General features: G+C 65.7%; 20 protein-coding genes. 7 read left to right on the top strand and 13 right to left on the bottom strand.

Features of this window, described 5'->3' with window-relative positions:
- Window positions 1-3: 3 nt before the first annotated feature.
- Together OKW39_RS36110 and OKW39_RS36105 are read right to left on the bottom strand one after the other, a co-directional pair.
- Complete coding sequence (locus OKW39_RS36110; protein WP_184073095.1) at window positions 4-834, bottom strand: amidohydrolase family protein; 831 nt, start codon at window positions 832-834, stop codon at window positions 4-6.
- Window positions 835-841: 7 nt separating this feature from the next.
- A complete protein-coding gene (locus tag OKW39_RS36105) occupies window positions 842-1882 on the bottom strand; it encodes an aldo/keto reductase (protein WP_429333105.1) in 1041 nt (346 codons plus the stop codon).
- Between the two features lie 260 nt (window positions 1883-2142).
- Between OKW39_RS36105 and OKW39_RS36100 the strand changes: the two genes are divergently transcribed.
- Together OKW39_RS36100 and OKW39_RS36095 are read left to right on the top strand one after the other, a co-directional pair.
- Complete coding sequence (locus tag OKW39_RS36100; RefSeq protein WP_090808230.1) at window positions 2143-2928, top strand: IclR family transcriptional regulator; 786 nt, start codon at window positions 2143-2145, stop codon at window positions 2926-2928.
- A gap of 114 nt (window positions 2929-3042) precedes the next feature.
- Window positions 3043-3588, top strand: a complete 546-nt coding sequence (locus OKW39_RS36095; protein WP_429564816.1) for a hypothetical protein — start codon at window positions 3043-3045, stop codon at window positions 3586-3588.
- A gap of 42 nt (window positions 3589-3630) precedes the next feature.
- Here OKW39_RS36095 and OKW39_RS36090 read toward each other — a convergent pair whose 3' ends face one another.
- The 7 genes from OKW39_RS36090 to OKW39_RS36060 form a co-directional block, all read right to left on the bottom strand.
- Window positions 3631-6081: a GNAT family N-acetyltransferase gene (locus tag OKW39_RS36090; protein WP_429564815.1), complete on the bottom strand. Its 2451-nt coding sequence runs from the start codon at window positions 6079-6081 to the stop codon at window positions 3631-3633.
- A 171-nt stretch (window positions 6082-6252) separates the two neighbouring features.
- Window positions 6253-7854, bottom strand: coding sequence for a peptide chain release factor 3 (locus OKW39_RS36085; protein WP_090808225.1), 1602 nt, complete (start codon window positions 7852-7854; stop codon window positions 6253-6255).
- A gap of 753 nt (window positions 7855-8607) precedes the next feature.
- Window positions 8608-8910: an H-NS family nucleoid-associated regulatory protein gene (locus OKW39_RS36080; RefSeq protein WP_184057608.1), complete on the bottom strand. Its 303-nt coding sequence runs from the start codon at window positions 8908-8910 to the stop codon at window positions 8608-8610.
- Window positions 8911-9035: 125 nt separating this feature from the next.
- Window positions 9036-10235 (bottom strand): serine hydrolase domain-containing protein, encoded by a 1200-nt coding sequence (locus tag OKW39_RS36075; RefSeq protein ID WP_429564814.1) that lies wholly within the window; start codon window positions 10233-10235, stop codon window positions 9036-9038.
- Between the two features lie 144 nt (window positions 10236-10379).
- Window positions 10380-10583 (bottom strand): hypothetical protein, encoded by a 204-nt coding sequence (locus tag OKW39_RS36070; protein ID WP_090808221.1) that lies wholly within the window; start codon window positions 10581-10583, stop codon window positions 10380-10382.
- A 539-nt stretch (window positions 10584-11122) separates the two neighbouring features.
- Window positions 11123-11386: a hypothetical protein gene (locus OKW39_RS36065; RefSeq protein WP_090808219.1), complete on the bottom strand. Its 264-nt coding sequence runs from the start codon at window positions 11384-11386 to the stop codon at window positions 11123-11125.
- Between the two features lie 99 nt (window positions 11387-11485).
- Entirely contained in the window at window positions 11486-12952 is a 1467-nt protein-coding gene (locus OKW39_RS36060; protein WP_429564813.1) for a sigma-54 interaction domain-containing protein, read from the bottom strand.
- Window positions 12953-13279: 327 nt separating this feature from the next.
- On the opposite strand from OKW39_RS36060, the gene OKW39_RS36055 reads away from it, so the two are divergent.
- The 4 genes from OKW39_RS36055 to OKW39_RS36040 all read left to right on the top strand — a co-directional run bounded on the left by OKW39_RS36055 (window position 13280) and on the right by OKW39_RS36040 (window position 18635).
- Window positions 13280-14680 carry a GntP family permease gene (locus tag OKW39_RS36055; protein ID WP_090810341.1) on the top strand — a complete coding sequence of 467 codons (1401 nt, stop codon included), beginning with the start codon at window positions 13280-13282 and terminating at the stop codon, window positions 14678-14680.
- Between the two features lie 456 nt (window positions 14681-15136).
- Window positions 15137-15388, top strand: a complete 252-nt coding sequence (locus OKW39_RS36050; protein ID WP_008921056.1) for a hypothetical protein — start codon at window positions 15137-15139, stop codon at window positions 15386-15388.
- Between the two features lie 405 nt (window positions 15389-15793).
- Entirely contained in the window at window positions 15794-16786 is a 993-nt protein-coding gene (locus OKW39_RS36045) for a DedA family protein/thiosulfate sulfurtransferase GlpE (RefSeq protein ID WP_090808214.1), read from the top strand.
- Between the two features lie 118 nt (window positions 16787-16904).
- On the top strand, window positions 16905-18635 hold the full coding sequence (locus OKW39_RS36040; RefSeq protein WP_429564812.1) for an FAD-dependent oxidoreductase: 1731 nt from the start codon (window positions 16905-16907) through the stop codon (window positions 18633-18635).
- 96 nt (window positions 18636-18731) lie between these two features.
- Here the strand turns inward: OKW39_RS36040 and OKW39_RS36035 are convergent, their stop codons facing one another.
- The 3 genes from OKW39_RS36035 to OKW39_RS36025 form a co-directional block, all read right to left on the bottom strand.
- On the bottom strand, window positions 18732-18989 hold the full coding sequence (locus tag OKW39_RS36035; protein ID WP_018424067.1) for a hypothetical protein: 258 nt from the start codon (window positions 18987-18989) through the stop codon (window positions 18732-18734).
- 94 nt (window positions 18990-19083) lie between these two features.
- Complete coding sequence (locus OKW39_RS36030) at window positions 19084-21267, bottom strand: hypothetical protein (protein ID WP_429564811.1); 2184 nt, start codon at window positions 21265-21267, stop codon at window positions 19084-19086.
- A gap of 262 nt (window positions 21268-21529) precedes the next feature.
- On the bottom strand, window positions 21530-22432 hold the full coding sequence (locus tag OKW39_RS36025; protein WP_090808208.1) for a DMT family transporter: 903 nt from the start codon (window positions 22430-22432) through the stop codon (window positions 21530-21532).
- A 235-nt stretch (window positions 22433-22667) separates the two neighbouring features.
- Between OKW39_RS36025 and OKW39_RS36020 the strand changes: the two genes are divergently transcribed.
- On the top strand, window positions 22668-23543 hold the full coding sequence (locus tag OKW39_RS36020; protein WP_090808206.1) for a helix-turn-helix domain-containing protein: 876 nt from the start codon (window positions 22668-22670) through the stop codon (window positions 23541-23543).
- Between the two features lie 38 nt (window positions 23544-23581).
- On the opposite strand, the gene OKW39_RS36015 is transcribed toward OKW39_RS36020, so the two are convergent.
- Window positions 23582-26614, bottom strand: coding sequence for an FAD-binding and (Fe-S)-binding domain-containing protein (locus OKW39_RS36015; RefSeq protein WP_429564810.1), 3033 nt, complete (start codon window positions 26612-26614; stop codon window positions 23582-23584).
- Window positions 26615-26636: the final 22 nt, after the last annotated feature.

Genomic DNA, 26636 nt, shown 5'->3' with positions numbered 1-26636 from the left:
AAATCAAAGCCGATAAAACGCGGCGGCGTTCTCGCCGAACACGGCGTCGCGCTCGGCGTCGCTCAACGACGCGACGAGCGTGGTCGCCACTGAATGCCACAGCAAATAGTCTCCGTTCAGTTCGAGCACCGGCCAGTCGCTGCCCCACATCAGCCGCGCGGGACCGAACGTGTTCAGCAGATGCTCGACGTAGGGCCGCAGCGTGTCCTCGGTCCAGCCGGGCGAGGCCTCGGTCGCGAGACCCGACAGCTTGCAGTGCACCTGCGGCAGCGCGGCGAGCCGCGTGATCGCGTCGCGCCATACCGGGTAGCCCGCCTGGCCGTAGCGGATCGGCGGCTTCGCGCCATGATCGACCACCATGCGCAGCGCCGGAAAACGCTGCGCGAAGATCTCGACGTATTGCACGTGACGCGCGTAGATCAGCGCATCGAACGCGAGATCGTGCGCGATCAGCGCCTCGATCGCCGGCGCGAGATCGGGGTTGGCGATCCAGCCGTCGTCGGGCAGATCCTGAAGCATCGGCCGCACGCCCTTGAACTTCGGCTCGCGCGCGAGCACCTCGATCAGATCAGGCGCGTTCGGCAACAACAGCGGCACCCAGCCGACCACGCCCGCGATCGACGGCTCGTGCCGCGCGATGTCGAGCAGGTAGCGGGTTTCGTCGAGCGTCGGCGCGGCCTGCACGACCACGGTCCGCTCGATGCCGGCCTGTTCGCGCAACGGCTTCAGATCATCAGGCCCGAACGGCCGGTAGAGGATTTTCAGTTCCGGCGTCAGCCACTCGTAGTCACCCCGCGCGGGGTCCCAGTAGTGCTGGTGAGCGTCGATCGGCATGGTCGGATCAGTCCTCGGGCGCGGGCGCACGGGGGTCGAGCAGGCCCGCGTCGCGCAGTGCGGACCACAAGGCCGCGGGGATCGGCAGCTCGAACGACGCGACGTTCTCGCGTAATTCGTCGGCGCTACGCGCGCCGGTCAGCACGGTGGCGACCGCCGGGTGCGCATACGGAAACTGCAACGCGGCGGCGGCGAGCGGCACGTCATGCGCGCGGCATACCGCCTCCAGACGCGCGACGCGCTCGATCACCTCGGGCGGCGCGGCGCCGTAATTGAACTTCAGATCGCCTTCGACGCCCCGCGCCAGAATGCCCGAATTGAACGCGCCGCCGAGCAGGATGCTGACGCCGCGCGCCTCGCAGGCGGGCAGCAGGTCGTCGAGGGTGGTCTGCTCGAGCAGCGTATAACGGCCCGCGAGCAACGCGCAATCGATATCGCACTCGGCCATCGCGTCGAGGATCACCGCGCCCTCGTTGACGCCGAGGCCGAGCGCCTTGATTGCGCCCGTCGAGCGCAGGCGCTCGAGCGCACGGAAGCCGCCCCCTTCGGTCAGTTGCCGCCAGTAGTGCGGATGCTGGTCGCCGTGCGTGACGCGACCGATGTCATGCACGAGCAGGACGTCGATATCGATGATGCCGAGGCGCTGCTGGCTGTCCTCGAACGAACGCAGAATGCCGTCGTGCGTGTAGTCGTAGATCGCTTCGAACGGCAGCGGATTCTGCCAGCCTTCGCGGTCGTCGAATGGCGACGTGCGCGGCACGAAGCGGCGGCCGACCTTGGTCGACAGCACATACTCGCCGCGCGGATAGTGGCGCAGCGCGGCGCCGAGCCGATGCTCGGCCTTGGTGTTGCCGTAGTGCGGCGCGGTGTCGAAGTAGCGCACCCCCGCGTCCCAGGCGGCGGCGATCGTCGCTTGGGCCTCCTCGTCGGACAGGTCGCGGTACAGGCCGCCGAGCGGCGCCGTGCCGAGCCCCAGTCCGCTCACCTGCAACGAGCCGCGGCCGATACGGCGCCGCTGCCCGATTTTCGATACGATCGATGCCGACATGAGCGTGTCTCCAGATTTGTGGTCTTTTTACCATGCGGCGGCGAGGGTGCGGCGGTCACACTCCGCGCACCGCTTGGGAAGTGCATTCATTCACCAATAAACGTATTATTCATATTCGAATTTTTCCAAGTCAAGAAAACTACGCGGCGCGGATGCCTGGGTTTTCCCTGGACAAAGGCCATCCAGTTCGCGAAATGCTACGCACTCGCCCGCGCACACCAGATAATCAGAACTCCACACGGAATTCCCGGACCCTCACGATGGACGCCGAAGACAAGGACGACGACCGCTATCGCGCCCCCGCGCTGGATAAAGGCCTCGACATTCTCGAGCTACTGTCCGAGCAGAAGGAAGGACTCACGCGCGCCGAAATCACGCGGCAGTTGGGCCGCAACGCGAGCGAGATGTACCGGATGCTCGAACGCCTCGTCGCGCGCCAATACGTGGTGCGCTCGGCGGCCGGCGACCGCTACTCGCTGAGCCTGAAGCTGTTCGCGCTCGCGCACCGTCATCCGCCAATGAACCGGCTGATCGCAGAAGCGCTGCCGCTGATGCAGCGTTTCGCCGACGCGGCCGAGCAGTCTTGCCACCTCGTCGTCTACGACCGCGGCAACCTGCTGGTGATTGCGCAAGTCGACGGACCGGGCACATGGGGCATGTCAGTGCGGCTCGGTTCGCGGGTCGGCCTGATCGACACCGGTTCGGGGCGCGTGATGCTCGCGTTCCAGAGCGTCGAGCAGCGCCAGCAGATGCTGGCGGAGCACACGAAGGTGAAGGGCGAAGTGACGCTCGATCTCGACGCGCTGGAGGAGGCCTGCGAGCGCATCCGCGCGGCGGGCTTCTGGCAGAAGGACAGCCAGCAGACCTTCGGCGTCACCGACGTGACGTTCCCGATACTCGCGCCGTCGGGACAGGCGAGCGCGGTGCTGACCTGCCCGTATCTGCGGCGGATCGACGAATACGTCGCGCCGACGCTCGAAGCGGCCACCACGCTGCTGCGCGACACGGTGCAGGCGCTGTCGATGTTCCGCGAGCAGGCCGCGTGACAGGTAAGTTGCGCGGTAAGTTGCGCGGCGGCGTGCACGCGCACATGGTTTAGAATGGCGGCCCTTCCAAAATAACGCCGCATGACGGGCTCATGCGCGCGCATCGATTGAGCAATGGCCAAACTTCTGACCGATTCCGAATTCCAGCGTTTTTCCGAACTCCAGCAGAAGCAGTCGAGCTTCACGATCTCCGCCGAAGAAGCCGACGAGCTGCGCGACATCGTCGCCCACGCGCAGAAGCGCCGCGACGACCGCGCCGCCGCGATGCAAAGCATCGAGACCTTCATCCAGCAGTTCCACATCACGCCCGACGAGCTGTTTTCGCCCGAGCAGATCGGCGAAGCGGCGCGCACCTACGGCCTGATTCCGGCCGCGCGCAAGGAGCGCGTACTGCCGCCGTCGCTGACGTTCAACGGCAAGCCGTACCAATGGACCACCCGTGCGCTGCCCGACGAAATTCACGTGCCGCTGTTCGACGCGTTCAAGGGCGGTGAGTCGGTGAAAGCGTTCATTTCGACGCTGAAGGACGCGAACCGCTGCGCCGCGACGATCGCGCGGCTCGAACGCGAAACCGGCGCCGTGTATGCGCAGGCATGGCTCGACGAGCTGTCGGTCACGCGCGCGCAGGTCGATGAGGCGGCACAGAAGCTGGCGGCGTGAGGCGGTGAAGCCATGCGTTGAGCGGCTCGCGACGTCAGCCGCTCAACGCGCCGGCTGGTTCTGCGCGGCGGACTTCGGGTCCGCCCCCGCCGTTTCGTCGAGCGCCATCCGCAAGCCGACCACACCGGGGTCATCGGTCCGCGTGATCGTGAAGCCGCTGGCCTTCGCGAGCGCGATCATCGCGGTGTTCTCGCGCAACGCTTCACCGATCAGCCAGTGCGTGTCGCGCGCCCGCGCGTACGCGATGATCCGCTGCATCAGCAACTGGCCGAGACGCCGCCCTTTCTGATCCGAGCGCACGGTCACCGCGAATTCGGCCGTCTCGTTGTCGGGATCGGCCACCGCACGCACCACGCCGAGCGTCTGCGCGACGCCGTCTTCGTTGTCGACCGTCGCGATCAGCGCCATTTCCCGGTCATAGTCGATCTGCGTCATGCGCGCGAGTTGCGAGTGGTCGAACGCGCCGACTGAAGCGAAAAAACGCAGCCGCAAATCTTCCGGCGTCATCGCCTGCACGAACTCGCGATGCGCGTTTTCGTCTTCGGGGCGAATCGGCCGCACCGTTACACGCATCCCCTGCCAGTCGATCGTTTCCTCGAAGCGGCGCGGATACGGCACGATCGCGAGACGGCTGCGCTGCGCGCCGAGCCGCAACACGGGATCGACCACCGTCACGCGGTCCCGGTAGACCCTGAGCTTCAACGACAGGCCGACGATCTCGCGCACGTCGCAAACCGCTTGCGACACCGCCGTCAACGCCGCGAGCGTCGGCTCCGGCGCGACCAGCCTCGCGTAGTGCGAACGCGTGACGATGTCGCGCGCGAGCATCGGATTGAGCGGCGGCAGGCCGTACACGTGCAACCCGCTGGAAACGCCGTCGATCGGCGGTGCGGCGAAGCGGAACACGGGGCCGAAGTTGTCGTCGTCGTGCAGTTCGACGGCGACGTCGACGATGGGTTTTGCGGCGCCGTCGGCATCGGCGCCCGGCGCATCGGAGCCCGACGCGTGGGCGCCCCCTCCTTGCGCACCCTCCACCCGCAACCCGAACCGCGACAGAAACCGCGCCGCCGCCGCCCCGGCCAGCTCGCTCGCGCCCGCCGCCAACGCTTCGCGAGCCTGCGCCAGAGCGGCGTCGATCGACTCGGGAATCTGCGCAGGCAGGCCTTCCGGCGTTTGCATCAGCAGTTCGCGGCCCAGCCGGTAATCGACCAGACGGGCGAAGGCGCGCGCGAGCCGCTGCGGCGTCGTGTGCACCGGGATGCCCTGCGCATGCAGCGCGTCGCGCCTCGTCGCATCGACACCGCCGAAAAAGCACGCGAGCAGCCCGCGATACGCAAAGCGCTGATGCTCGATCAGCGCCTGCGCGACGTCGTCGACGGGCGCGCCATGCGTCGATGCGTGCACCACGACGGCGGTGCCGGTCTCGCGATACTCGCCGAGCAGCTTCAGCGCGGTGCCGAAGTGCTCAGGACGCGCGCCGTCGCCGAGCAGCAGCGGATTGCCGCCGACCGCGAGCGGCAGCGCCTCGCGCAGCGCGTCCGACGCCGCGGCCGGCCACGGCGCGAGCAGGCCGCCGGCGGCGGTGAACGCATCGCGCGCGAGCGTCGCGAGACCGCGGTCGCTAGTGATCAGCGTGGCGCTGGCGCCCGCCGCCACGCGGCCGACGCCGAGCGTTTCGATTTCGTCGAGCAGATCGTCGAGCGCGTCGACGCGCACGAGGCCCGCGCGCCGGAACGCCGCTGTGTAGAGACCGTCGGCGGGATCGTCGCGGCCGGAGCGCAGCGCGAGCACCGGCTTGTTGCGCGCCGCCGCGCGCGCGGCCGACATGAACTTGCGCGCCGCCCGCACGCTGTCGAGTTCGAGCAGGATCGCGCGGGTGCCGGGGTCGCTCGCGAGGTAATCGAGCACGTCGCCGGCATCGACGTCGGCCTCCGCTCCGAGCGCCACCGCGTGCGAAAAACCGAGCCCGCGCGCTCGTGCCCAGCCGAGCACTGCGTTGGTCAGCGCATTCGACTGCGACACCCACGCGACGCCGCCCGCCTTGACCGTGCATGACGGCGCGCCCAGATGCGCGCCGAGCGCCGGCGACACCACGCCGAGACTGCCGGGTCCGACGATGCGCAACAGATGCGGCCGCGCCGCCGACAGCGCGTGCCGCAGTTCGAGCCGGTCTTCATCGCTGCGCACCTCGCCGACGATGATTACGGCGCGCGTGCCCATGCCACCGAGCTTATGGATCAGCGAGGGCCACGTCGCGGGTGGCGTGCAGATCACCGCGACGGTGGGCGCCTGCGGCAGATCGCCGACGTCGGGAATCACCGGGTGGACGCCGAGCGTGGCGTGCTTCGGATTGACCGGCCACAGCGGGCCGTCGAAGCCGCCTTCCAGCACACGCGCCCAGACCATCGCGCCGGTGCTGCCCGGCCGCTCGGACGCGCCGATCACGGCGACGGATTTCGGGCGAAACAAGGCGTCGAGGTTGCGAACGGTCACGGGCGCTCCATGCGGTTGGACAGGAATTGGAGCCGGCTTCGCGGCGAGGCGGGTGGTTCCGTCAGCATAGGCGAAGTCGCGCGCTGGCGCGGGACGTTGTTGCGGCGGAAAAGTAAAAAGCCGCGTCGAACGACGCGGCTTTTTTGCTTCGAAACCAGCGGACTCGCGGTTTTACATCGCCTTTCTGAACGGCGCCCCCGAGTGCTCGCGCAACTCGTTGAACACGATCTTCGGCCACGCCTTCTGCGCGACTTCGATCTCCGATACGTGCGAGGCCAGATAGGTCGGCGCATCGGACGCATCGAGCGCGATCCGCGCCGAGTACGAGTCGGTGAAGCGGCGCAGTTCGGCCGCATCGTCGCAGGTCACCCAGCGCGACAGCCGGTAACGCGCCGGCGCCATGCGCACGACGACCTTGTATTCCGTCGACAGACGGTGCGACACCACTTCGAACTGCAGCTGCCCGACCGCGCCGAGAATCATCAGACCGCCGGCTTCGGGACGGAACACCTGGATCGCGCCTTCCTCGCCGAGCTGCTTCAGCGCTTCGCCGAGCTGCTTCGCGCGCATCGGATCGACCACTTCGACGGTCTGGAAAATTTCCGGCGCGAAGAACGGCAGGCCGACGAACTGCAGCTGCTCGCCTTCGGTCAGCGTATCGCCGAGACTCAGCGTGCCGTGGTTCGGAATACCGATGATGTCGCCCGGATACGCCTCGCTCACCGTCTCGCGACGCTGCGACAGGAACGTGACCACGTTGTTTGCCCGGAACGTCTTGTTCGAGCGCGTGACCTTCACCGCCATGCCGCGCTCGAAACGTCCCGAACACACGCGGATGAACGCGACGCGGTCGCGGTGCGCGAGGTCCATGTTCGCCTGCACCTTGAACACGACGCCGGTGAACTTCGACTCTTCCGGCTGCACCGGACGCTGTACGGTCATGCGCATCGACGGCGGCGGCGCGAGGTCGACCAGCGCGTCGAGAATCTCCTTCACGCCGAAGTTGTTGATCGCCGAACCGAACAGCACCGGCGACTGCTGGCCGGCGAGGAACTGCTCACGGTCGAACTCGGGCGTCGCGCCGCTGATCAGATCGATTTCTTCCTTCGCACGCACCCACGCGTGGCCGAAACGGCGCTCGCCTTCCTCGTTGCTCAGTGCCTGCAGCGTTTCGACCGCGCCGCCGGCCGTGTCCTGACCGGCGCGGAACACCCGCACCTGATCGCGCTGGACGTCGTAGACGCCCTGGAAATCCTTGCCCATGCCGATCGGCCATGTGAAAGGCACCGCCGCCACGCCAAGGTGCTGCTCGATCTCGTCGAGCAGTTCGAGCGGCTCGCGCACTTCGCGGTCGAGCTTGTTGATGAACGTGACGATCGGCGTCTTGCGGCTGCGGCAGACTTCCAGCAGCTTCAGCGTCTGCGCTTCGACGCCGTTCGCGCCGTCGATCACCATCACGGCGGCGTCGACCGCGGTCAGCACACGGTAGGTGTCCTCGGAGAAATCCTCGTGGCCCGGCGTGTCGAGCAGGTTGATCACGCAATCGCCGTACTCGAACTGCATCACCGAGCTCGCGACCGAAATGCCGCGTTGCTTTTCGATTTCCATCCAGTCGGACGTCGCGTAGCGGTTGCTCTTGCGGCCCTTCACGGTACCGGCGATCTGGATCGCGCCCGAGAACAGCAGCAGTTTTTCGGTGAGCGTGGTTTTACCCGCGTCCGGGTGGGAAATGACCGCGAACGTGCGGCGGCGTTTGAGTTCGGAGACTGACATCGGGTCTGGCGGTCACGGAAAGGGGTTCAGGCGGTTCCCGGCGGCCGTGGGCGGCCGGTATGCCGCGCGTGGCGCGGCGGCGTCGAGCTGCGAGAATCGGGCGCGGGCCCGGATCGGCCGGCGCTCGCGCCGCGTCCGAAAACGGGTGGCGAACGGGTCACGACCCAGCGTTCGACAATGCGGGAATCGCTGGCGCAAAAACGGCGCGAGGTGCGAATGATACACGTCTGGCGCGACGGCCGGGGGAAAGGGCTCCGGCGCCGGACGGGGCGACGGCGCGAGCGTCGGCGCGCCGCGCATGCTTCTGGCAAAGGTGAGCGTTTTCGGGACTTACGGCGGCGAATATCGATTTGCGGTCAAAGGTGAGGATCGCGAAGCGCATGCACGCACCTGCCAGGTCGCGGGCGCCACCAACGCGATGCGCGGGAAAACGGCGATAAAGCTTCGCGCCGCTATAAACGGGTTCCGGCTCGACGCCTGGAAACGCCCGCCAGAAAAGGCTGTCGCGGGTTTACGGCGAGCGGCGCGGGGCGGTGCAGCACGATGGCGATTCGCACCCGCGGAGGTGCGTCGCGCGACAAAGCCTGGCTCACCGAAGCATCCCGCGAGGCTCGAACGCATCGGTAAATATCGCCGTGTAAGTTCAGGCGTCACGCAAAGGTGAGCGTTTTCGGGACCTCTGCAACGGTGCGGAACGGATCAAACCACGCATCACTTCAGAGAACACGGACGCATCGGCACCCACGACGAAGCTCAACCTTCGATCAGAAACCGCTCGCGATTTTTGCCGACGAGCCAGGCCGGCGAGCGCCCACGGCCGCTCCAGGTTTCGCCGGTCTTCGGATTGCGGTACTTGGCGACGGACGTCGTCGTCGACGACTTGCGGCGCGGCTTCGGCGAGGCGCTCGTCAAGCCGAGTTCTTCGGCGGTCAGGTCGTATTCGGCAATCTTCTGCTTGATATCGGCGATAGCTTGCGAGACTTCTTTTTCGCGCGCGGCTGCGACTTCCTTGTGGAGTTTTTCGAGTTGCGCAGTCAGCTGTTTGTAAGAGGCCATGCCGGTGTTCCCCCCTCGGTTGGACGCACTGCGATGAATCGCGATGAATGGTTGGCGGACACTATCAGACGAATAAATCACAGGATAGTGAATCGCGCGGCCGAGCGCATGCGCGACGGCCCCGCTCAATCGTCGATCGCATCGTAGACGCGGCGTTCGAAGTCGATGGCCATCGGGAAGGGGTCGATCGAGCGGCGCTGGATCAGCATCAGGCCGATCATGTTCTCGACCGGATCGGCGAACCAGCTCGTGCCGTACGCGCCGGGCCAACCGAACGAGCCGAGCGAGCGGTAGCCGAGCGGCAATTGCTGCGCCGGATCATCGACGATTGACAGGCCGAGGCCGAAGCCTTGCGCCGCCCAGATCACGTGACCGAAGGCAGGCAGGCGGCGCTGGTCGCGGCTCAGGAAATTGCTGCGCATCAGGTCGACCGAGCGATGCGACAGCAGCCGCGTGCCGCCGACGCGGCCGCGCCCGAGCAGCAGTTGCGCGAATCGCAGATAATCCTCGGCGGTCGAGACCAACCCGCCGCCGCCGCTCTGAAAGCGTTGCGGATTGGCCCAGCGGCTCGCCGCCGCATGATCCTCGACCACACGACGCCGCGTGCCGGGATCGATGTTGTACGCGGTGGCGAGGCGCGCAAGCTGTGCGTCGGGCACCCAGAACGCGGTGTCGCGCATGCCGAGAGGCGCGAAAATGCGCGTGCGGAAAAACTCCCCAAGAGTCATGCCGCTCACGCGTTCTATCAGCACGCCGAGCACGTCGGTCGCCACGCCGTAGTGCCAGCGCGAGCCGGGCTGGAACATCAGCGGCAACGCGGCGATGCGCGCGAGCCACGCGCTGTTGCCGCCGCTCGCCTCGAAGCCGTTGAACGCGGCTGCGTAGGCTTCGGCGAGCGGACCCGTCGCCGTGAAGTGATACGCGAAACCCGCGCGATGCGTGAGCAGGTCGAGCACCGTAATCGGCGCGCGTACCGGATCGGTCCGGTCGAGCGGGCCGGTCGGGTCACGCAGCACGCGCGGCGCGGCAAGCTCGGGCAGCCACCGCGAGATGGGCGCATCGAGCGCGAGGCGGTCTGCCTCGATCAGCATCATGATCGCGGCGCTCGTCACCGGCTTCGTCATCGACGCGATGCGAAACAGCGTGTCGCGCTCCATCGGCAATTGCGCGGCTTCGTCGCGTAGGCCTGCGGGTTCGAAGTAGCCGATTTCGCCGCGCCGCCATACGAGCGACACCACCCCCGCCACTTCGCCCCGCTCCACGTAGCCCTGCATCGCGTTGGTCAGCGTAGCGAGCCGGGTCGCGGCAAGTCCTGCTATCTGCATGTACATCCTGTGTCGGTAAAAGGAAACGTGCGCGCGCCCAGGTCGCTTTGGGCGATCAAACCGAAAGATAGAACCTGTCCGGCGAAAGCGCACACGACAGCTTTCCTAATTGCCGATCCCGATTGGCGGACACAATGACGACATTCAGGCTTTTTGCCGTTTTTCCAATGCGCAAAGCGCGGCATCGAGGCGTTTGACGCGGGTTGCCTGCGCCGGTACGAGAACCGCGCCGGAAACGTGCTGAAGGCGGTTACGCCAGTAAGACAAAGGAATACGGTCTTCTGCGGAAATATGGGAAATTATCTGCTCGAGATGCTCGATGTCTTTTTCGAGTTGCTGATGATTCATTGCTTTCCCCGGATTCTATTGAATTAGTGTTGAAGCAAAAAAATCGAAAGCATGAAGCCGCGTTGGCCCGCGCGGCCCAAAGTAATGCCCGCCAGTAGCGGAAAAACCTTCCTGAACTTCTTCTGCGTCGGAAAAAACCGGCAATTTCTGCTCGCCGGGTTAAATCCTAACGGTTTAAAAAAGAATACTGCCGTCAAATTTCACGTTCCGTTGCCTGCCGCACTGACTGCGTTCGACGCCCCGAAGGTAAAGATAAACCATGGTCCGGGCGCAAAGGATAATCGGTGCGCGGTGACTCAACGTTGTAAAAATGCCGCATGCGGCTTACTTATCCCAATTCGCATGCAAACCGCTTATCGGGCACACATTAGACGCATGAATTTATGACGGCCATGTGGTAACCGGAATGGCACGAGCGTGGTCAGCGAGCGTATCGGGAATTGGCAGGGATTAACTGCGAACAGGCGAAAAAAACCGAAGGCCGCCAACGGATCGGCCAGCCGCGCGCGCCGGCATTGCATCGGCACGGCGTCAGGAGCTTACTTCGCAGTCGCGCGGCAGGCGTAGATCAGGCTCAACGTACCGCCCTCGCTAGACTGGCGCACGACGTCGAACGCGCCATTGCAACTGGCGGCCGCCTGTTGCGAGCACAAGTCGGAACCGACCGGGCATTGCACGAGCGTGGTCGCACGGCCGTCCGGCAGGAACAGCGGCGCGCTGCTGCTGCAACCGCCAAGCGCGACGATCGCGGCGACGGCCAGTATGTCGCGCGAGCGGCGCGCGAAGAAGGAATGGCATTTCATGGAGACCCCGGTCACGTCTTGTTTTTCGATCTCTCGATTGTGCCACGCTGCTCTCGTGCTGCGTCAGTTGGCGTGGCGCGGCTGGCCGGGCGCGGCGAGTCAAACGTCGATGCCGTGCGCGGCGATCTTCTTGTACAGCGTCGCGCGGCCCATGCCGATCTGTTTCGCCGTGTCAATGACGCGGCCGCCGTTCGCGCGCAACGCGTCGCAGAGAAAGCGCTTTTCGAACGCGGCCATCGCGTCGCTCCACGAGGTGGGTTCGGCGGTGGCGGCCACGTCCACGCCGGCGGCCGCGACAGACGGGGTCCGCGCCGGTACCACCGCACCGCCCTGCCCCGAGCCGATGAACGGCGCGAGCACACGCGCATCGATGCGCTCGCTGTCGGACAGCATCACGGCGCGCTCCAATGTGTTGCGCAGTTCGCGCACGTTGCCGGGCCAGTCGTACGCGCACAGCAGGCGCAACGCGTCGTCGTGCAATTCGAAGTGGCTGCCGCCGCCTGCCTGCGCGGCCAGCTCCTCGAGCATCGCGTAGGCAAGCGCCTCGATGTCGGACGGACGCTCGCGCAGCGCCGGCGCATGGATCGTCAGCACGTTGAGCCGGTAGAACAGGTCCGCGCGAAAACGCCCGGCCGCGACGAGCGCCGGCAAATCGGCCGATGTCGCCGCGATGATCCGCACATCCGCGCGCACGATCCGATTCGAGCCGAGCGGCTCGAATTCCTTGTCCTGCAGCACGCGCAGCAGCTTGCCCTGCGACGGCAGCGGCATATCGCCGATCTCGTCGAGAAACAGCGTGCCGCCGTTGGCGAGCTCGAACTTGCCGACCCGGCCCCTGCGATCCGCGCCGGTGTACGCGCCGGGTGCGGCGCCGAAGAACTCGACTTCGAGCAGCGTGTCGGGAATCGCCGCGACGTTGACGCCGACGAGCGGCTTGTGCGCGCGCGCCGAGCCGCCGTGAATCGCATGCGCGAGCAGCTCCTTGCCGGTGCCGGTTTCACCCAGCAGCAGCACCGGCGCTTCGAGTTGCGCCGCGCGCCGCGCCTGGCGCTTCACTTCGAGCGACGCCGCGCTCGTGCCGACGAAGCTGCTGAACGTATAGCGCGCGCGGCGCGCCTGCGCGAGCGACTGACGCGTCGCGATCAGCTCCTGCTGCAACCGCGAGTACTGCGAAAAGAGGGGCGACAGCGCTTTCAGCTCGTCGAACAGCGCAAAGCCGACCGCGCCGATCGTCACCCCGGCATCGTCCTTGAGCGGCAGGCGCGTGACGACGAGCGGCTCGCGATCGGTCTCCATGATGTCGAGCAGGATCGGCTTGCCGGTGTTGACGACCTCGCGCATCAGACTGTTTGGAATCACCGCTTCGCAATCCCGGCCGATCGCCTGCTGCGGGTCAGCAAAGCCGAAGCGCGCCGCATACCGCTTGTTGATCCAGACGACGCGCGCCTGCCCATCGACGATGAAGGTGCCTTCGCTGAAGTTTTCGAACGTGCGAAACAGCGAATCCATCGCCCGACGAAGCACGTCGTCATAGGTGGCGGGCAGGCCCGTCCAGTCGGTCAACATGCTGTCGCTGTCTCCGCTTATCGTTTTGATTGCATCAATCTCAATCGGTGGATGAATTTATCTCCAAATTGAGACACCCGATAGGCCTTACGCATCATGACTTACCCTGGTTTCAGGTGTTCTTCACCGGATGGAAGTCCCGTTTCGGAGACGCTTGGGTACAATCCGCCCACGATGCCTCGGCCCGCCGCTGCGCGGCCGCGCCATGCGCCACGGCGGGCCAGCAGCAAAACGACAGCCATGGCATGGAACCTGCGTTCCGACCGCGCCGCGCCGTCGCTCGATCGGGACGGCAAACATGTAGAACAACCGGGCTATGGAGATTCAATGACCTTTCTCATCGTTATCGCCGCGCTGGCGTTTCTGATGTTCGCTGCGTATCGCGGCTACAGCGTGATCCTGTTCGCGCCGATCGCGGCGCTCGCCGCCGTCCTGCTCACCGAGCCCGCCGCCGTCGCGCCGGTCTTCACGAGCATCTTCATGGACAAGATGGTCGGCTTCGTGAAGCTCTACTTCCCGGTGTTTCTGCTCGGCGCCGTATTCGGCAAGGTGATCGAGCTGTCGGGCTTCTCGGAGTCCATCGTCGCGGCCGCGATCCGCTATATCGGCCGCTCGCGCGCTAACGCGGTGATCGTCGCGGTGTGCGCGCTGCTCACCTACGGCGGCGTGTCGCTGTTCGTCGTCGTGTTCGCGGTCTATCCGTTCGCGGCCGAGCTGTATCGCCAGAGCAACATTCCGAAGCGGCTGATGCCCGGCGCGATCGCGCTCGGCGCGTTCTCGTTCACGATGGACTCGCTGCCCGGCACGCCGCAGATCCAGAACATCATCCCGACGACGTTCTTCAAGACCACCTCGTGGGCCGCGCCGACGCTCGGCGTGCTCGGCGCGCTGTTCATCATCGTGGTCGGTCTGTCGTATCTGGAATGGCGCCGCCGCGCCGCGATGGCGACCGGCGAGGGTTACGGCACCGACCTCGTCAACGAGCCGGAGCGCGTCGAGTCGAAGCAGTTGCCGCATCCGCTGCTGGCGGTCGCGCCGCTCGTCGTGGTCGGCGTCTCGAACTTCCTGCTGACGCGCTGGATTCCGACCTGGTACGGTCCGTCCTTCACGGTCACCCCGGACATCCTGCCGGGGCTGCATGCACCGGTCGAAACGAGCGTCAAGGCTCTCGTGGGGATTTGGGCCGTGCTGGGCGCGCTGCTGCTCGGCATCGTGATGGTCGTCGTGACGGCGTTCAGTCGCGTCAGCCAGCGCTTCGCGGTGGGCACCAAGGCGGCAGTGGCGGGCGCGCTGCTGGCGTCGCTCAACACCGCGTCGGAATATGGCTTCGGCGGTGTGATCGCGGCGCTGCCGGGCTTTCTCGTCGTCAGCAACGCGCTGAAAAGCATTCCGAATCCGCTCGTCAACGCCGCGGTGTCGGTCAGCACGCTGGCGGGCATCACGGGTTCGGCATCGGGCGGTATGAGCATTGCGCTCGCCGCGATGTCGGATACGTTCGTCAAGGGTGCGGAAGCCGCGCATATTCCGCTCGAAGTACTGCATCGCGTGGTCGCGATGGCGAGCGGCGGCATGGATACGCTACCGCACAACGGCGCGGTGATTACGCTGCTCGCCGTGACGGGTCTCACGCACCGGCAGTCGTATCGCGACATCTTCGCGGTCACCGTGATCAAGACGCTCGCGGTGTTCTTCGTGATCGCGGTGTATTACGCGACCGGCCTCGTGTGAACGCCGAACCGGAAAACAGTACTTTGATCTGATAGATCCGCATTACCCCCACCTCGACAGTCGGCCAACGAAGCACGAGGATGGAGTCGTCAGCGCCCAATGTTGCAAGGGCAGGCTGACCCGAGTAACAACGGCGTTTAACGGCCCGTCCCTGTCCGGACGGGCTATTTTTTGCGCGCGCCGAACGCTTCCTAGCCCGCCCCCGCGTCACCCGCATGACAAAATCCGAACGCACGTCGCGCCACTGTGGGGCATGAAAAATGCATTCGTCGCGACGAGGAGTCGCGTTAAACTGGTTGCTCGCTCCGCAACCGCGAATCCGCTAGCGGCAGCGTCACACTCGACTAAAACCCCGGCGAGACAGAGGCAGACGCGACACGGCACGACGACGCGGCAGACGGCACGCCGTCCGCCCCGTACAATGGTTCCATCACCAACGCAACAAGGACAACTTCGATGCGCATCACCGGGTCCTCCGGGTCAATGGCCCTGCTCACCGAATACGACGACGCAACGGCGCGCGAACTTCGCTCGCTGCGCCTCGAATCGACCGAAGACGGCAAAGGCATCCTGCTGATCGAGGTCGATGAGCGCAAGCCGGGCATACATCGCGAAGTGCGCTACGAAATCACGCCCGCGGAGCTGATCGCCGCGATCCGCGCGCATGGCGCCGAGTTGCCGGGCGAGCAGCACAATCATCGTCAGTGAAGCAGGCGCGCGGCGGCTGTGACCGTCGCGTGACTCGGCAGCCTCTCGCGCCGGTTGCGTCGCGCTTCGACGCGTCAGCGCGGGATTATTCGCATTGGGCGCGCCTACGCGCGTCGCCGTGCTTCCGTTTGTTCCGTTCACGCCGCCAATCCCCGCTTTCCTACGGGTTTTTGCAAGCGCCTTCGCGTCTCGTCGAGCGCGCTTACCCGGCCTTCCGCAACTTGTCACAAGCGGTTGCCACGCTTGTGTATCGAGGCATGCGGCCATATAGGGCGACCTGATCGCAGCCGAAGACGGGCCAATTTCCGGGCCGGTTGCACGTCTCGAAAATACGTCCATAATCCTTGAATTGCCCTTTGCATTCCTTACCGCGCTGCGCCCGCAAGGGCCGCGGATGTTAAACCGATGCTACATGACCTCGTCGCGCAATATGGACCGGCGCTCGTCTTCCTCAATGTGCTGGCCGCCGCGCTCGGGCTGCCGGTGCCGGCCATGCCGTCGCTCGTGCTGTTCGGCGCGATGGCCGCGATGCACCCCGGCTCGGTCGGCACGCAACTGCTGCCGGTCCTCGTGCTGTCGATCTTCGCGACGCTGATCGGGGACAGCGCGTGGTACGTCGCGGGCCGCATCTACGGGGGCAATACGCTGAAGACGATCTGCCGGCTGTCGCTGTCGCGTGACACCTGCGTAAAAAAGACCGAGCGCTTCTTCGGCCGCTGGGGCGTGCGCGTGCTCGCGCTCGCGAAGTTCGTGCCGGGGCTGTCGATCGTGTCGATCCCGATGGCCGGCGCGATGGGCACGCGCTACCGCACCTTCCTCACCTATGACGGCGTCGGCGCCGCGCTGTGGTCCGGCACCGGGCTGATCATCGGCGCGCTGTTCGCGCGGCAGATCGACATGCTGTTCGCGATTGCCGGGCGGCTCGGGCGCACGGCGGCGCTCGTCGTCGTCGCGTTGCTGGTGCTGTATGCGGTGTACCGGTGGATCCGGCGCCGTCAGTTGATCGCGAAGCTCGCGTCCGCGCGCATCGAGGTCGACGAACTCGCGAAGCTGTTCGCGGCTGACCGGGCGCCGGTCGTGTTCGACATCCGTTCGGAGGAGAAGCGCAAGCTCGATCCGTTCGTGATCCCCGGCGCGCAATTCGCCGATGAACGGCAACTCGACGACATCGTCGCCACCTACGCGCACGATCAGAAGCTCGTGATCTACTGCTCCTGCCCGAACGAGATTTCCGCGGCATGGATGGCCAAGCAGCTCAACGAAGCCGGCTTCTCCGACGTGCTGCCGCTGCGCGGCGGCATGGAAGCCTGGCGCGATTCGGGCAAGCCGGTCGACTCGCTGCCCGCGATGCCGCCGCCGGAAGTCGCGGTCGACGACATCGCGCCCAAAGCCGTTTAGCCGTAATCAGCGGCGGCATCGTCCGCCTGACGCGCGCGGCACGGCTCGTCCCGGCGTGCGAGCGCGCATCGCGTTGCCTCGCGTTCAATCGTGCAATGAATATCGAAGGAGCGGTTCAATGCTTTCGACTCAGGACGTTTCGATTCAAGAGGTGGAAGGACAGCAGGGGGTCGTCGCCGACGCGCCGTTTTCGTCGCTATCGACGCGTATGCACCAGATGTTTCCGGAGCTCAGTTGCGCGGAGATCGACCGGCTGCGCCGCTTCGGCGAGGTCGGTCACTGGAAGTCCGGCGAACTGCTGTTCGAGACCGGGCGCACCGGGCCCGGCATGTTCGTGCTGCTCGAAGGACGCGTGAAGGTCTATCAGCGTGACGGCATCGGCCGCGAAGTCTTGATCGGCGAGCATGGCGCCGGACATTTTCTGGCCGAGGTCGGGCAACTGTCGGGCAAGCCCGCGCTCGTGAACGGCCTCGCGATCGGCCCCGTCGAAGCGCTGCTGATTCCGCCCGAGCGCCTGCGCGCGCTGATCGTCGCCGAAGCGGAACTCGGCGAGCGCATCATGCGCGCGCTGATTCTGCGGCGCGTGTCGCTGATCGAAAAGGGCGCGGGCGGGCCAATCCTGATCGGCAATAGCAGCGACGCACGGCTCGTGACGCTGCAAGGCTTCCTGTCGCGCAACGGCCATCCGCATTCCGTGATCGACGAACGCGACGAAGACGCGCTGCGTCTGATCGAGCAGTTCGCCGCGCAGCGCGAGGACCTGCCGCTCGTGATCTGCCCGGACGGCTCGGTGCTGCGTCATCCGAGCATGCCGGAGCTTGCCACTCGCTTAGGTATGCTGCCCGATCTCGACGACACGTACGTGTACGACGTCGCGATCGTCGGCGCGGGGCCGGCGGGACTTGCCGCCGCGGTGTACGCGGCCTCCGAAGGACTTTCGGTGATCGTGCTCGACAGCCGCGCGCCGGGCGGCCAGGCGGGCGCGAGCTCGCGCATCGAAAACTACCTCGGCTTTCCGACCGGCATCTCGGGCCAGGCGCTCGCCGGCCGCGCGTTCGTGCAGGCGCAGAAGTTCGGCGCGCACGTGGCGATCCCAGTCAACGTGAAAGCGCTGCATTGCGGGCAGTCGCCGTATCGGCTCGAGCTGAAATGCGGCGGCCACATCAGCGCGCAGGCGATCGTGATCGCGAGCGGCGCCGTGTACCGGCGCCCGGCGCTCGACGGGCTCGAGCGCTTCGACGGACGCGGCGTCTACTACTGGGCGTCGCCGGTCGAGGCGAAGCTGTGCAAGCGCCAGGAGGTCGTGCTGGTTGGCGGCGGCAATTCGGCCGGCCAGGCGATCGTCTATCTGGCGACGCACGCGGCCAAGGTTCACGTACTGATCCGCCGCAGCGGTTTCGAGGCGACCATGTCGCGCTATCTGATCGACCGCATCCGCTCGCTGCCGAACGTGTTCGTGCATCCGAATTCGGAAGTCGGCCGGCTCGAAGGCGATGAGGACGGGCTCGTGTCGGTCGCGCTGAAGCGGCCGCTGCCCGGCGGCGTCGATCACTTCGACACCCGGCATCTGTTTCTGTTCACCGGCGCGGACCCGAACACCGAATGGCTGCGCACCTGCGGCGTGCAGCTCGACGCGAAAGGCTTCGTGCTGACCGGCATCAGCGCGCATGGCTCGGCCACCGCGTGCGATCTCGGGACCACGGTCGAAGGAGTCTATGCGATCGGCGATGCGCGTGCCGGGTCGACGAAACGCGTGGCCGCGGCGGTCGGCGAAGGCGCGGCCGTGGTCGCGCAGATTCACCAGTTGCTGGCGCAGACGAGCGGTGAAGAGGCGGCGCTCGGGGCGTGAGCCTCAGAGAGCATGAAAAAAAGCACACGGTGAGTTACACAGTGCGCTTTTGTATAGCAGACGGCACGATGGCTGCGCCGGAGCGGACCCGCGTGTTCAGCGGTCCAACTTCGCGCGCAACTCGCGCGCGGCCTCCAGCAGTCCCTCGTAACCCGAACGCGCGTGCTCCGGCAGATCGGGATCGCCGACCAGCGCGCCGAGCGTTTCGATCAGACTGTACACAATGCCTTTCGCGGCGCCCGACGCAATGCCGCCTGACGACACCTGTTGATCGACGTGACTGAGCGCCGCGTCGAGCTGCTCGATCTCGGGACGATCGTCGGAGGGCGGCTTGGGAGAAACGTCTTGCGTCATGATCGAACATCGCTCCATTGAGTGCATCGGTAAAGTTGTTATATACCGATCGTGCGCCGCCGTCTATTCGTGTTCGGCGCGACAGCGATCCACGTCAAGGCGTCCAGCGATATATCAGCAGCTTCGCGCGCGCGTCGTCTTCGACCAGCACCACGTACTCGCCGTTATCGCGCTGCACCGCGCTGATGCCGAGATACACGTCGACCCAGCCGCTCGTGCCGCCGACGCTCGCGCCCGGCGTCATGTAACCGACCGCCGTGCCGTTGCGCGCGTCGTAGACGTCGATGCGATCGGTGTACAGCTCGGCAACGAAGATATAGTTGCCCGCCACCGCGACGCCGACCGTGGTGGTCTGCGGATCGCTTTGCGTGTTCCACGGCAGCGAGACCGTGTATGTCAGCGTCGGGTTGCCGCTGCTCCAGTTGTCGTAGCGGGCCAGCACCGGACCCGCTTCCTTCCAGTGCGTCGGGTCCCACGGAATCGCACTCGTGAAACCGGACAGATACATCGTGTCGGTCGCTGCGACGTAGACGAGCCGCGCGAGCCGCGTGAATGGCGCGGGCATCGCGAACATCTTCGCACTCGCGTACGTGTAGATCGGATTGCCGGCGGAGTCGAGACCTTGCAGCGGCATCTCGCGCACGCCGCTCAATGGCGTGGCAAGCCACACGTTGCCGGGTTCGTCGACCCACCAGAAGCCGTCGCCGACCGTGCTGCCGGTCGACGGATTGCCGCTGATCTCGCTCGCGTCGACGGCGCCATTGCCATTGCTGTCGCGCCACAGCCATTCGCCGTACGTCGGTTGCGCGGCAGGCCATGCGCCGGGCAGCGGATTCTGCGCGAGCATCCCCGACGGTATCGCGATCTCGCCATGCGCGGCATCGAAGCGATAGACGTTCAGATAGTGCGCGCCCGGATCGAGCGTATAGAGAAAGCGCTGGCCATCGAATCTGCGCACCATCGGTTCGCCACGCACGCCGCGCGGCTCGTGAAAGGCGGGATCGTCGGGGTAATCGAAGCGATCGAGCGTGAACGCCGCATATGACCATTCGTGGCCGACCGGCTGCCTGTAATCGAGCGTGAAGCGCTTCGAGCCCGTGTAGATGGAAGCGGGCGTGGCCGGGTCGAACGCGCCGCTATCGACGAAGCTCAGACCGTAGAGCCGCCAGTTGAGCACGCGCGTGCCGTACACGTAGCTCTCCAGCACTGCGCCCTGCCCTACGGATGCCGAGCCGAGCGCGCGCGGTCCCTCGCCATTTTGCGCGACGTACAGATTGCCGGCCGCGTCGACGCCGATGCCGGTGATGCCGTTGAAACGCGTATCGCCGGGCACGCCGCGCACGGGATGGAAAATGCCGTTGCGCGTGCCGATCGACGCGCCCGCCTGCATCTGGCCGCCAGCGCCCTTGTTGAACACGAGGATCTGCTGCGAAACGCCGTTGTCGGCGACCAGCAGTTGGCCGGATGGCGTCACTGTGAGGTCGCTCGGCACGGTGCCGGCGGGCAGTGTCAATGGACCGGCGAGCGCGGTGCCGTCGGCGCGGTAGTGCAGGATGCTCAGATTGCCTGTGCCGAAGCCGCTGATGATCCACAGCGTCGAGTCGGTGTCGATCGCGATGCGGGCCGGCGACGCGACGCTCCACGAACGCAGCGGCTGCATGGACTGCGCGTCGTACACCGCGATCCGGTTGCCGTACGTGTCGGCCACGTAGAGCTCGCTGTCGGTTGCGGCGAGGCCGCGAATGCTCGCGTCGGTGCCAGTCTTCACCGTATCGACCGCGACGAAACTGTTCTTCGTCGCGTTCGCGCTATTGCCGATGCCGCCGGAAAACGGCGCGCCGGTCGCGAGATTCGCAAGCGTGCGTCGCGTGACGCCGTACCAGGTCTGATTGGCCGGCGGATAGTCGGCGCCGACCAGCGCATTGTTCTCGTTGCCGATCGACATCGCCGCGTACAGGTACGTGTGATTCACCGTCACCGCGTCGCCTCCGGCCGCGCCCCAGCCATGCGTCGAACCGGCCACCGCGAGCTTGTGGCCCGCGCGATAGGCGGCGATTTCACTGCCGCTTTCGTCCCACGGCGCATTGGTATAAACGGTGCCATTGGCGCCGACGCTAATGGCCTGAATATCCTGCTGCATCCATTTGCCGTCGCCAAATCCGAAACTATTACCGATCCATGAGGTCGTGTAATTCAATTGGGATTGCGCGGAAACATTCGGCGAGATCAGGCTGTGGATTAACACCACGGCCAAGCCAAGGCGGGAGAAAGGCTTCACGGCAGTCGGTCCTTGCTAGGCGCGAGACGCGCACATCAGATTTGGCGTTTTATCCTCTCATATAAAAATAGTAAATTTATTGATGAAAAAATGATTATTGAATGCCGATTCATCCAATTCATTCGATTTGCATCGAATCATGTTTCCGACACAATCTTTCCTTCACGAAACCGGTAAAAACCGGTTCCCGTAAAGACTCACCGATCAGAGATTCAGTTGCTTTTTCTGCTCCTGTAAATCCTCACCTTGAGCGAGACGCTCATCATGTCCGCGCCGCCCGGCGACGCTCGAAAATCCGCCGCGTCAGATCGAACGCCACCAGATTGCCGGCCACCACGAGCAATAGACCGACCACCGCGAGCGCTGACCACCGATAGCCCTCGAACAGCGTCGATGCCGCGAGCGCGACGATCGGAAACAGCACCGTGCAATAGGCGGCCCGCTCCGGGCCCATACGGCCGACGAGCATCAAGTACGCCGTAAAGCCGATCACCGAGCCGAACACCACGAGATACGCGAGCGCACCGAGATAGCGCGCCGACGGTTCCACCGCGAACGAATAGCCGGCGAACAGACTACCGAGCGTCAGGACGGCAGCACCGATCAGCATCGCCCAGCTGTTGGTCGCGAACGGATGCAGGCCCATCGACTGCATGCGGCTCGACAGCAGGTTGCCGGCCGAGAAGCACAGCGTGCCGAGAAACGCGACGCCGAGCCCGAGCCAAGCGGTGTGGTCGCCGAGATGCCCGGCCATCTGCTGCACGAACAGACAGACGATGCCGACGAGCCCGAGCAACGCACCCGCAATCGCGCTCGGCTGCAGAGGCCGGCCCATGAACAGCCGCCCGTTGATCGAGTTCAGCAGCGGCGCGGTCGAGAACACCACCGCGACGAGCCCGCTCGGCACGAGCTGTTCGGCGTAGTAGAAGCACAGGAAATTCAGGCAGAACAGCGCGAGACCCTGCGCGGCGAGGTAGCGCCATGCGTCGCGCGGCGGCCAGATCGGGCGGCGCATGATGCGCGCCAGTGCGAACATCAGCAGCGCGGCGATCCAGAAACGCCACGCAATCGATACCGGTGGCGGCACCGCGCCGAGTTGCCATTTGATTGCGATCCACGTGGTGCCCCAGATCAGCACGGTGATGGCGTAAAGGAGGAGATTCATGGTCGGGCCTCAGACTGCAATGACGAACTGCGATGACGCGCAGCATGGAAGAAAGCCCGACTATGGAACCGCGCCGCCGCCCGCAATTGTCCAAAATTGCGCACTTTTTCGCGCCGATGCGCAGGCTGACGGGACGCGCCGTATACTGGCCGCTCAACCACCACCGTACACCGGAAAACCTCCGCGCGCCGCCGTGAACCCCACCCCGTCCGTCCCCGTGATATCCACCGCCGGCATGCCTTTTGGCCTCCAGTCGGTCTGTCACACGCTGGCCAGTGCGAACGCGCATCTGGACCGCTTCGCGTGGCTCGGCGACGGACTCGCGATCGCGCTATGGACGCGCGACACGAAGGAGGACGAGACCGTCTACGAACGGCCCGGCCATCACACGCTGTCGTGCTATCTGGACGGCGGCTATCGCACCGAGCGCCAGAAAATGCCGGGCCACTACGGCGCGCCGTCGCGGCTGTGCGCACTGCCCGGCGATCACGAATCGCGCTGGTGGGTGCGCGGCCACATGCACTTCATGCATCTGTACTTCCTGCCCGAGCACTTCACGCGACGCGCGGTGCAGGAGCTCGACCGCGAACCGCGCGAACTGACGCTCGCCGATCGCACCTATTTCGAGGACCCGCGCATTGCGAGTCTGTGTCAGTCGCTCGTCAACGAGGAGTGGGAAAGTCCCGACGGTCTGCTGCGCACCAACGAGACCGCGCACGAAGTGCTGAGCCTGCTATTGCGCGGCCAAGGCGTACGGCGCGCGAACGTGGCGCTGAAAGGCGGGCTGTCGGCCGCGACGCGGCGCCGCCTGCGCGACTATATCGACATTCATCTTGCGCAGCCGTTGACGCTCGGGGAGTTGTCGGGTGTCGCGGCGCTGTCGGAGTTTCATCTTGCGCGGATGTTTCGCGAGTCGTTCGGGTTGCCGCCCGCCGCCTGGATCGCGCGGCAGCGGCTCGATCGCGCGCGCACGCTGCTGCGCACGACGACGTTGCCGCTCGCGCAGATCGCCGGGCAGTGTGGCTATGCAAACGCGAGTCACTTTAGTCACCGGTTTCGCGAGGCTGTCGGGGTGACGCCGAGTGGGTTCCGGCAGGCCATCGGTGTTTGAGATTCGCGTTTGAGTTTCGCTTTGCGGTTAGCTCCGCGTCATCGCAGCGCCATCGCCAGCACGCGCGCGACGTGGATCGCGTCGACGCCCGCGCCGTCGTGAATCTGATGCCGGCAGCTAGTCCCGTCGGCGACCATCAGCGTGGCCGCGTCCAGCTTGCGCACCGCGGGTAGCAGCGACAGCTCGGCCATCGCCTGCGAGCTCGCGTAGTGCTCCGCTTCATAGCCGAAGCTGCCGGCCATGCCGCAGCACGACGATTCGACCGTCGATACCTTCAATTCGGGAATCCACTTCAGCACGGTCTGCACCGGCGTGAATGCGTCGAACGCCTTCTGATGGCAGTGGCCGTGCACGAGTGCCTGCTGCATCGGCAGCGGCTTCAATTCGAGCTGCAATCGTCCGGCCTTTTCTTCGCGCACGAGGAATTCCTCGAATAGAAACGCGTGCTGCGCGAGGCGCTGCGCCTCTTCGCCGAAGCCGTACTGCAGGAATTCATCGCGCAACGACAGCAGACACGATGGCTCCAACCCCACCACCGGCACGCCACGCTCGACGAACGGCCTGAACAGCTCGAGCATGCGCCGCGCTTCCTCTTTCGCTTCGTCGACGAGACCCGCCGCGAGAAACGTGCGGCCGCAACACACGGGACGCTCTCCCGGGCGTGCATTGAAGTGGACCGTGTAGCCCGCCGCTTCGAGCACCTGTTGCGCGGCGCGCGCGTTGTCGGGCTCGAGGTGATTGTTGAAGGTATCGACGAACAGCAGGACTTCTTTCAGCGCGCACGCCTGCGCAGCGTTGCGTGCAGGCTTCGCGGACACCGCATCGGCCAGAAACGCCTTCTTGAACCGCGGCAAACTCCGCTCGGTCGCGAAGCCGACCGAGCGCTTGAACCACGTCGACAGCACCGGCACGTTGTCCGCGAGCGCCAGCAGCCTCGGCATGCGGCTCGCCGCGCCCGCATAGCGCGGCATGAACGCGACGAGCCTGTCGCGCAGCCGCACCCCATGCGTCTTGACACGCGCCGCCCGCGCCTCGATCTTGAACTTCGCCATATCGACGCCGGTCGGGCAATCGCGCTTGCAGCCCTTGCACGATACGCACAGGTCGAGGGTTTCCTTCACGTCATCGCTCGCGAGCCCGCTTTCGCCGAGCTGCCCCGAAATCGCGAGCCGCAACGTGTTGGCCCGCCCGCGCGTCAAATGTTGCTCGTCCTTCGTCACGCGATAGCTCGGGCACATCGTGCCCGCGTCGAACTTGCGACAGTGGCCGTTGTTGTTGCACATCTCGACCGCTTTCGCGAGGCCGCCGCTCAGATCGTCGCCGCTGCCGGGCGCGCTTTCTTCTCCCGTCAGCGGGTCGCGCTTCACGTTCCACGTCGACCAGTCGAGCGCCGTTTCGATGCGCTGTTCGCGATAGCCCGGCGCAAAGCGGAAATTGCGCGCGTCGTCCATCTTCGGCGGACGCACGATCTTGTCGGGATTGAAGCGGTTGTCCGGATCGAACAGCGCCTTGATCTCGCTGAACGCCTGGTTGAGCCGCGGCCCGTATTGCCACGCGACCCATTCGCCACGGCATAGTCCGTCGCCATGCTCGCCGGAATACGCGCCCTTGTACTCACGCACGAGCGCGGCCGCTTCCTCGGCGATCGCGCGCATCTTCGTCGCGCCGTCGCGGCGCATGTCGAGAATCGGCCGCACGTGCAGCGTACCGACGCTCGCATGCGCGTACCACGTGCCTTCGGTGCCGTGGCGATGAAACACGTCGGTCAGCCGGCTCGTGTAGTCGGCCAGATGTTCGAGCGGCACCGCGCAATCTTCGATGAAGGACACCGGCTTGCCGTCGCCCTTCATGCTCATCATGATGTTGAGACCAGCCTTGCGCACTTCCCACAGCGCTTTTTGCGCATTTGCGTCCGGCATCTCGACGACCGCATCGGGCAGGCCCAACTCGCCCATCAACTCCGCGAGCTGCTTCAGCGACGCGAGCTGCGCGTCGCGATCCTCGCCCGCGAATTCGACGAGCAGAATCGCCTGCGGCTCGCCGACCAGCGCCTTCTCGATCACCGGACGAAACGCGGGATTGCTCAACGCCAGATCGATCATCGTGCGATCGACGAGTTCGACAGCGACCGGCTTCAGCTTGACGATGTGCTGCGTGAGCGCCATCGACTGCCGGAAGGTCGGAAAGTTGACCACGCCAAGCGCCTTGTGCGCGGGCAGCGGCGCGAGCTTCAACGTGATCTGCCGGCTGAATGCGAGCGTGCCTTCCGAGCCGACCAGCAGATGCGCGAGGTTCGCGCTGCCGTCATCGGTATAGGCGCGCGGATTCTGGCAATCGAACAGATCGATGTTGTAGCCCGCGACGCGGCGCAGCACCTTCGGCACGCGCGCGATGATTTCGTCACGCTCGCGCTGCGCGATCCGCGTGACGCCCGCGACGATCTGCTGCAAGCGCTCGCCTTGCGGCGGCTCGCGCAGCGACGCGAAGCGCGCTTCGCTGCCGTCGGCGAGAATCGCGTCGATCGCCTCGACGTTGTGCACCATGTTGCCGTACTCGATCGAGCGCGAGCCGCACGAGTTGTTGCCGGCCATGCCGCCGATCGTGCACTGGGCAGCCGTCGATACATCGACCGGGAACCACAGTCCATGCGGCTTCAGCCACGCGTTCAGATGATCGAGCACGACGCCGGGCTCGACCGTCACGGTGCGCGCGTCGGCATCGAACGCGACGATGTTGTTGAGCCACTTGCTCGTATCGACCACCAGCGCTTCGCCGACCGTCTGCCCACACTGGCTCGTGCCCGCGCCGCGCGCGAGCAGCGGTACTTTCTCGCTGCGCGCGATCTCGAGCGCGATGCGCAGATCGTCCTGATCGCGCGGCACCACGACGCCGACCGGCGTGATCTGATAGATCGACGCATCGGTCGCGTAGCGGCCGCGGCTGGCGAGATCGAACAGCACGTCGCCGCGCAGCGCTTTGCGCAGATGCTGCGCGAGCGGACTCGTTGCGCGCGCGGCAAACGGGACCAGATGGATCGGCTTGACGAGCAAGCCCGCAGTGGGATTCGTCATTTCGTCGGCCTGTGAGGAGCGC

This window comes from Paraburkholderia sp. MM6662-R1, assembly GCF_050436245.1.
In the GTDB taxonomy this organism is placed as follows: domain Bacteria; phylum Pseudomonadota; class Gammaproteobacteria; order Burkholderiales; family Burkholderiaceae; genus Paraburkholderia; species Paraburkholderia tuberum.
Note: the sequence above shows the minus strand (reverse complement) of the source record. Positions and strands in the feature narration are given on the sequence as shown.

What these genes read in the sequence shown, in the direction of transcription:
- OKW39_RS36110 (WP_184073095.1), bottom strand. Translation starts at nt 834, where the DNA reads ATGCCGATCGACGCTCACCAGCACTACTGGGACCCCGCGCGGGGTGAC.
- OKW39_RS36105 (WP_429333105.1), bottom strand. Translation starts at nt 1,882, where the DNA reads ATGTCGGCATCGATCGTATCGAAAATCGGGCAGCGGCGCCGTATCGGC.
- OKW39_RS36100 (WP_090808230.1), top strand. Translation starts at nt 2,143, where the DNA reads ATGGACGCCGAAGACAAGGACGACGACCGCTATCGCGCCCCCGCGCTG.
- OKW39_RS36095 (WP_429564816.1), top strand. Translation starts at nt 3,043, where the DNA reads ATGGCCAAACTTCTGACCGATTCCGAATTCCAGCGTTTTTCCGAACTC.
- OKW39_RS36085 (WP_090808225.1), bottom strand. Translation starts at nt 7,854, where the DNA reads ATGTCAGTCTCCGAACTCAAACGCCGCCGCACGTTCGCGGTCATTTCC.
- OKW39_RS36080 (WP_184057608.1), bottom strand. Translation starts at nt 8,910, where the DNA reads ATGGCCTCTTACAAACAGCTGACTGCGCAACTCGAAAAACTCCACAAG.
- OKW39_RS36075 (WP_429564814.1), bottom strand. Translation starts at nt 10,235, where the DNA reads ATGCAGATAGCAGGACTTGCCGCGACCCGGCTCGCTACGCTGACCAAC.
- OKW39_RS36070 (WP_090808221.1), bottom strand. Translation starts at nt 10,583, where the DNA reads ATGAATCATCAGCAACTCGAAAAAGACATCGAGCATCTCGAGCAGATA.
- OKW39_RS36065 (WP_090808219.1), bottom strand. Translation starts at nt 11,386, where the DNA reads ATGAAATGCCATTCCTTCTTCGCGCGCCGCTCGCGCGACATACTGGCC.
- OKW39_RS36060 (WP_429564813.1), bottom strand. Translation starts at nt 12,952, where the DNA reads ATGTTGACCGACTGGACGGGCCTGCCCGCCACCTATGACGACGTGCTT.
- OKW39_RS36055 (WP_090810341.1), top strand. Translation starts at nt 13,280, where the DNA reads ATGACCTTTCTCATCGTTATCGCCGCGCTGGCGTTTCTGATGTTCGCT.
- OKW39_RS36050 (WP_008921056.1), top strand. Translation starts at nt 15,137, where the DNA reads ATGCGCATCACCGGGTCCTCCGGGTCAATGGCCCTGCTCACCGAATAC.
- OKW39_RS36045 (WP_090808214.1), top strand. Translation starts at nt 15,794, where the DNA reads ATGCTACATGACCTCGTCGCGCAATATGGACCGGCGCTCGTCTTCCTC.
- OKW39_RS36040 (WP_429564812.1), top strand. Translation starts at nt 16,905, where the DNA reads ATGCTTTCGACTCAGGACGTTTCGATTCAAGAGGTGGAAGGACAGCAG.
- OKW39_RS36035 (WP_018424067.1), bottom strand. Translation starts at nt 18,989, where the DNA reads ATGACGCAAGACGTTTCTCCCAAGCCGCCCTCCGACGATCGTCCCGAG.
- OKW39_RS36025 (WP_090808208.1), bottom strand. Translation starts at nt 22,432, where the DNA reads ATGAATCTCCTCCTTTACGCCATCACCGTGCTGATCTGGGGCACCACG.
- OKW39_RS36020 (WP_090808206.1), top strand. Translation starts at nt 22,668, where the DNA reads ATGCCTTTTGGCCTCCAGTCGGTCTGTCACACGCTGGCCAGTGCGAAC.
- OKW39_RS36015 (WP_429564810.1), bottom strand. Translation starts at nt 26,614, where the DNA reads ATGACGAATCCCACTGCGGGCTTGCTCGTCAAGCCGATCCATCTGGTC.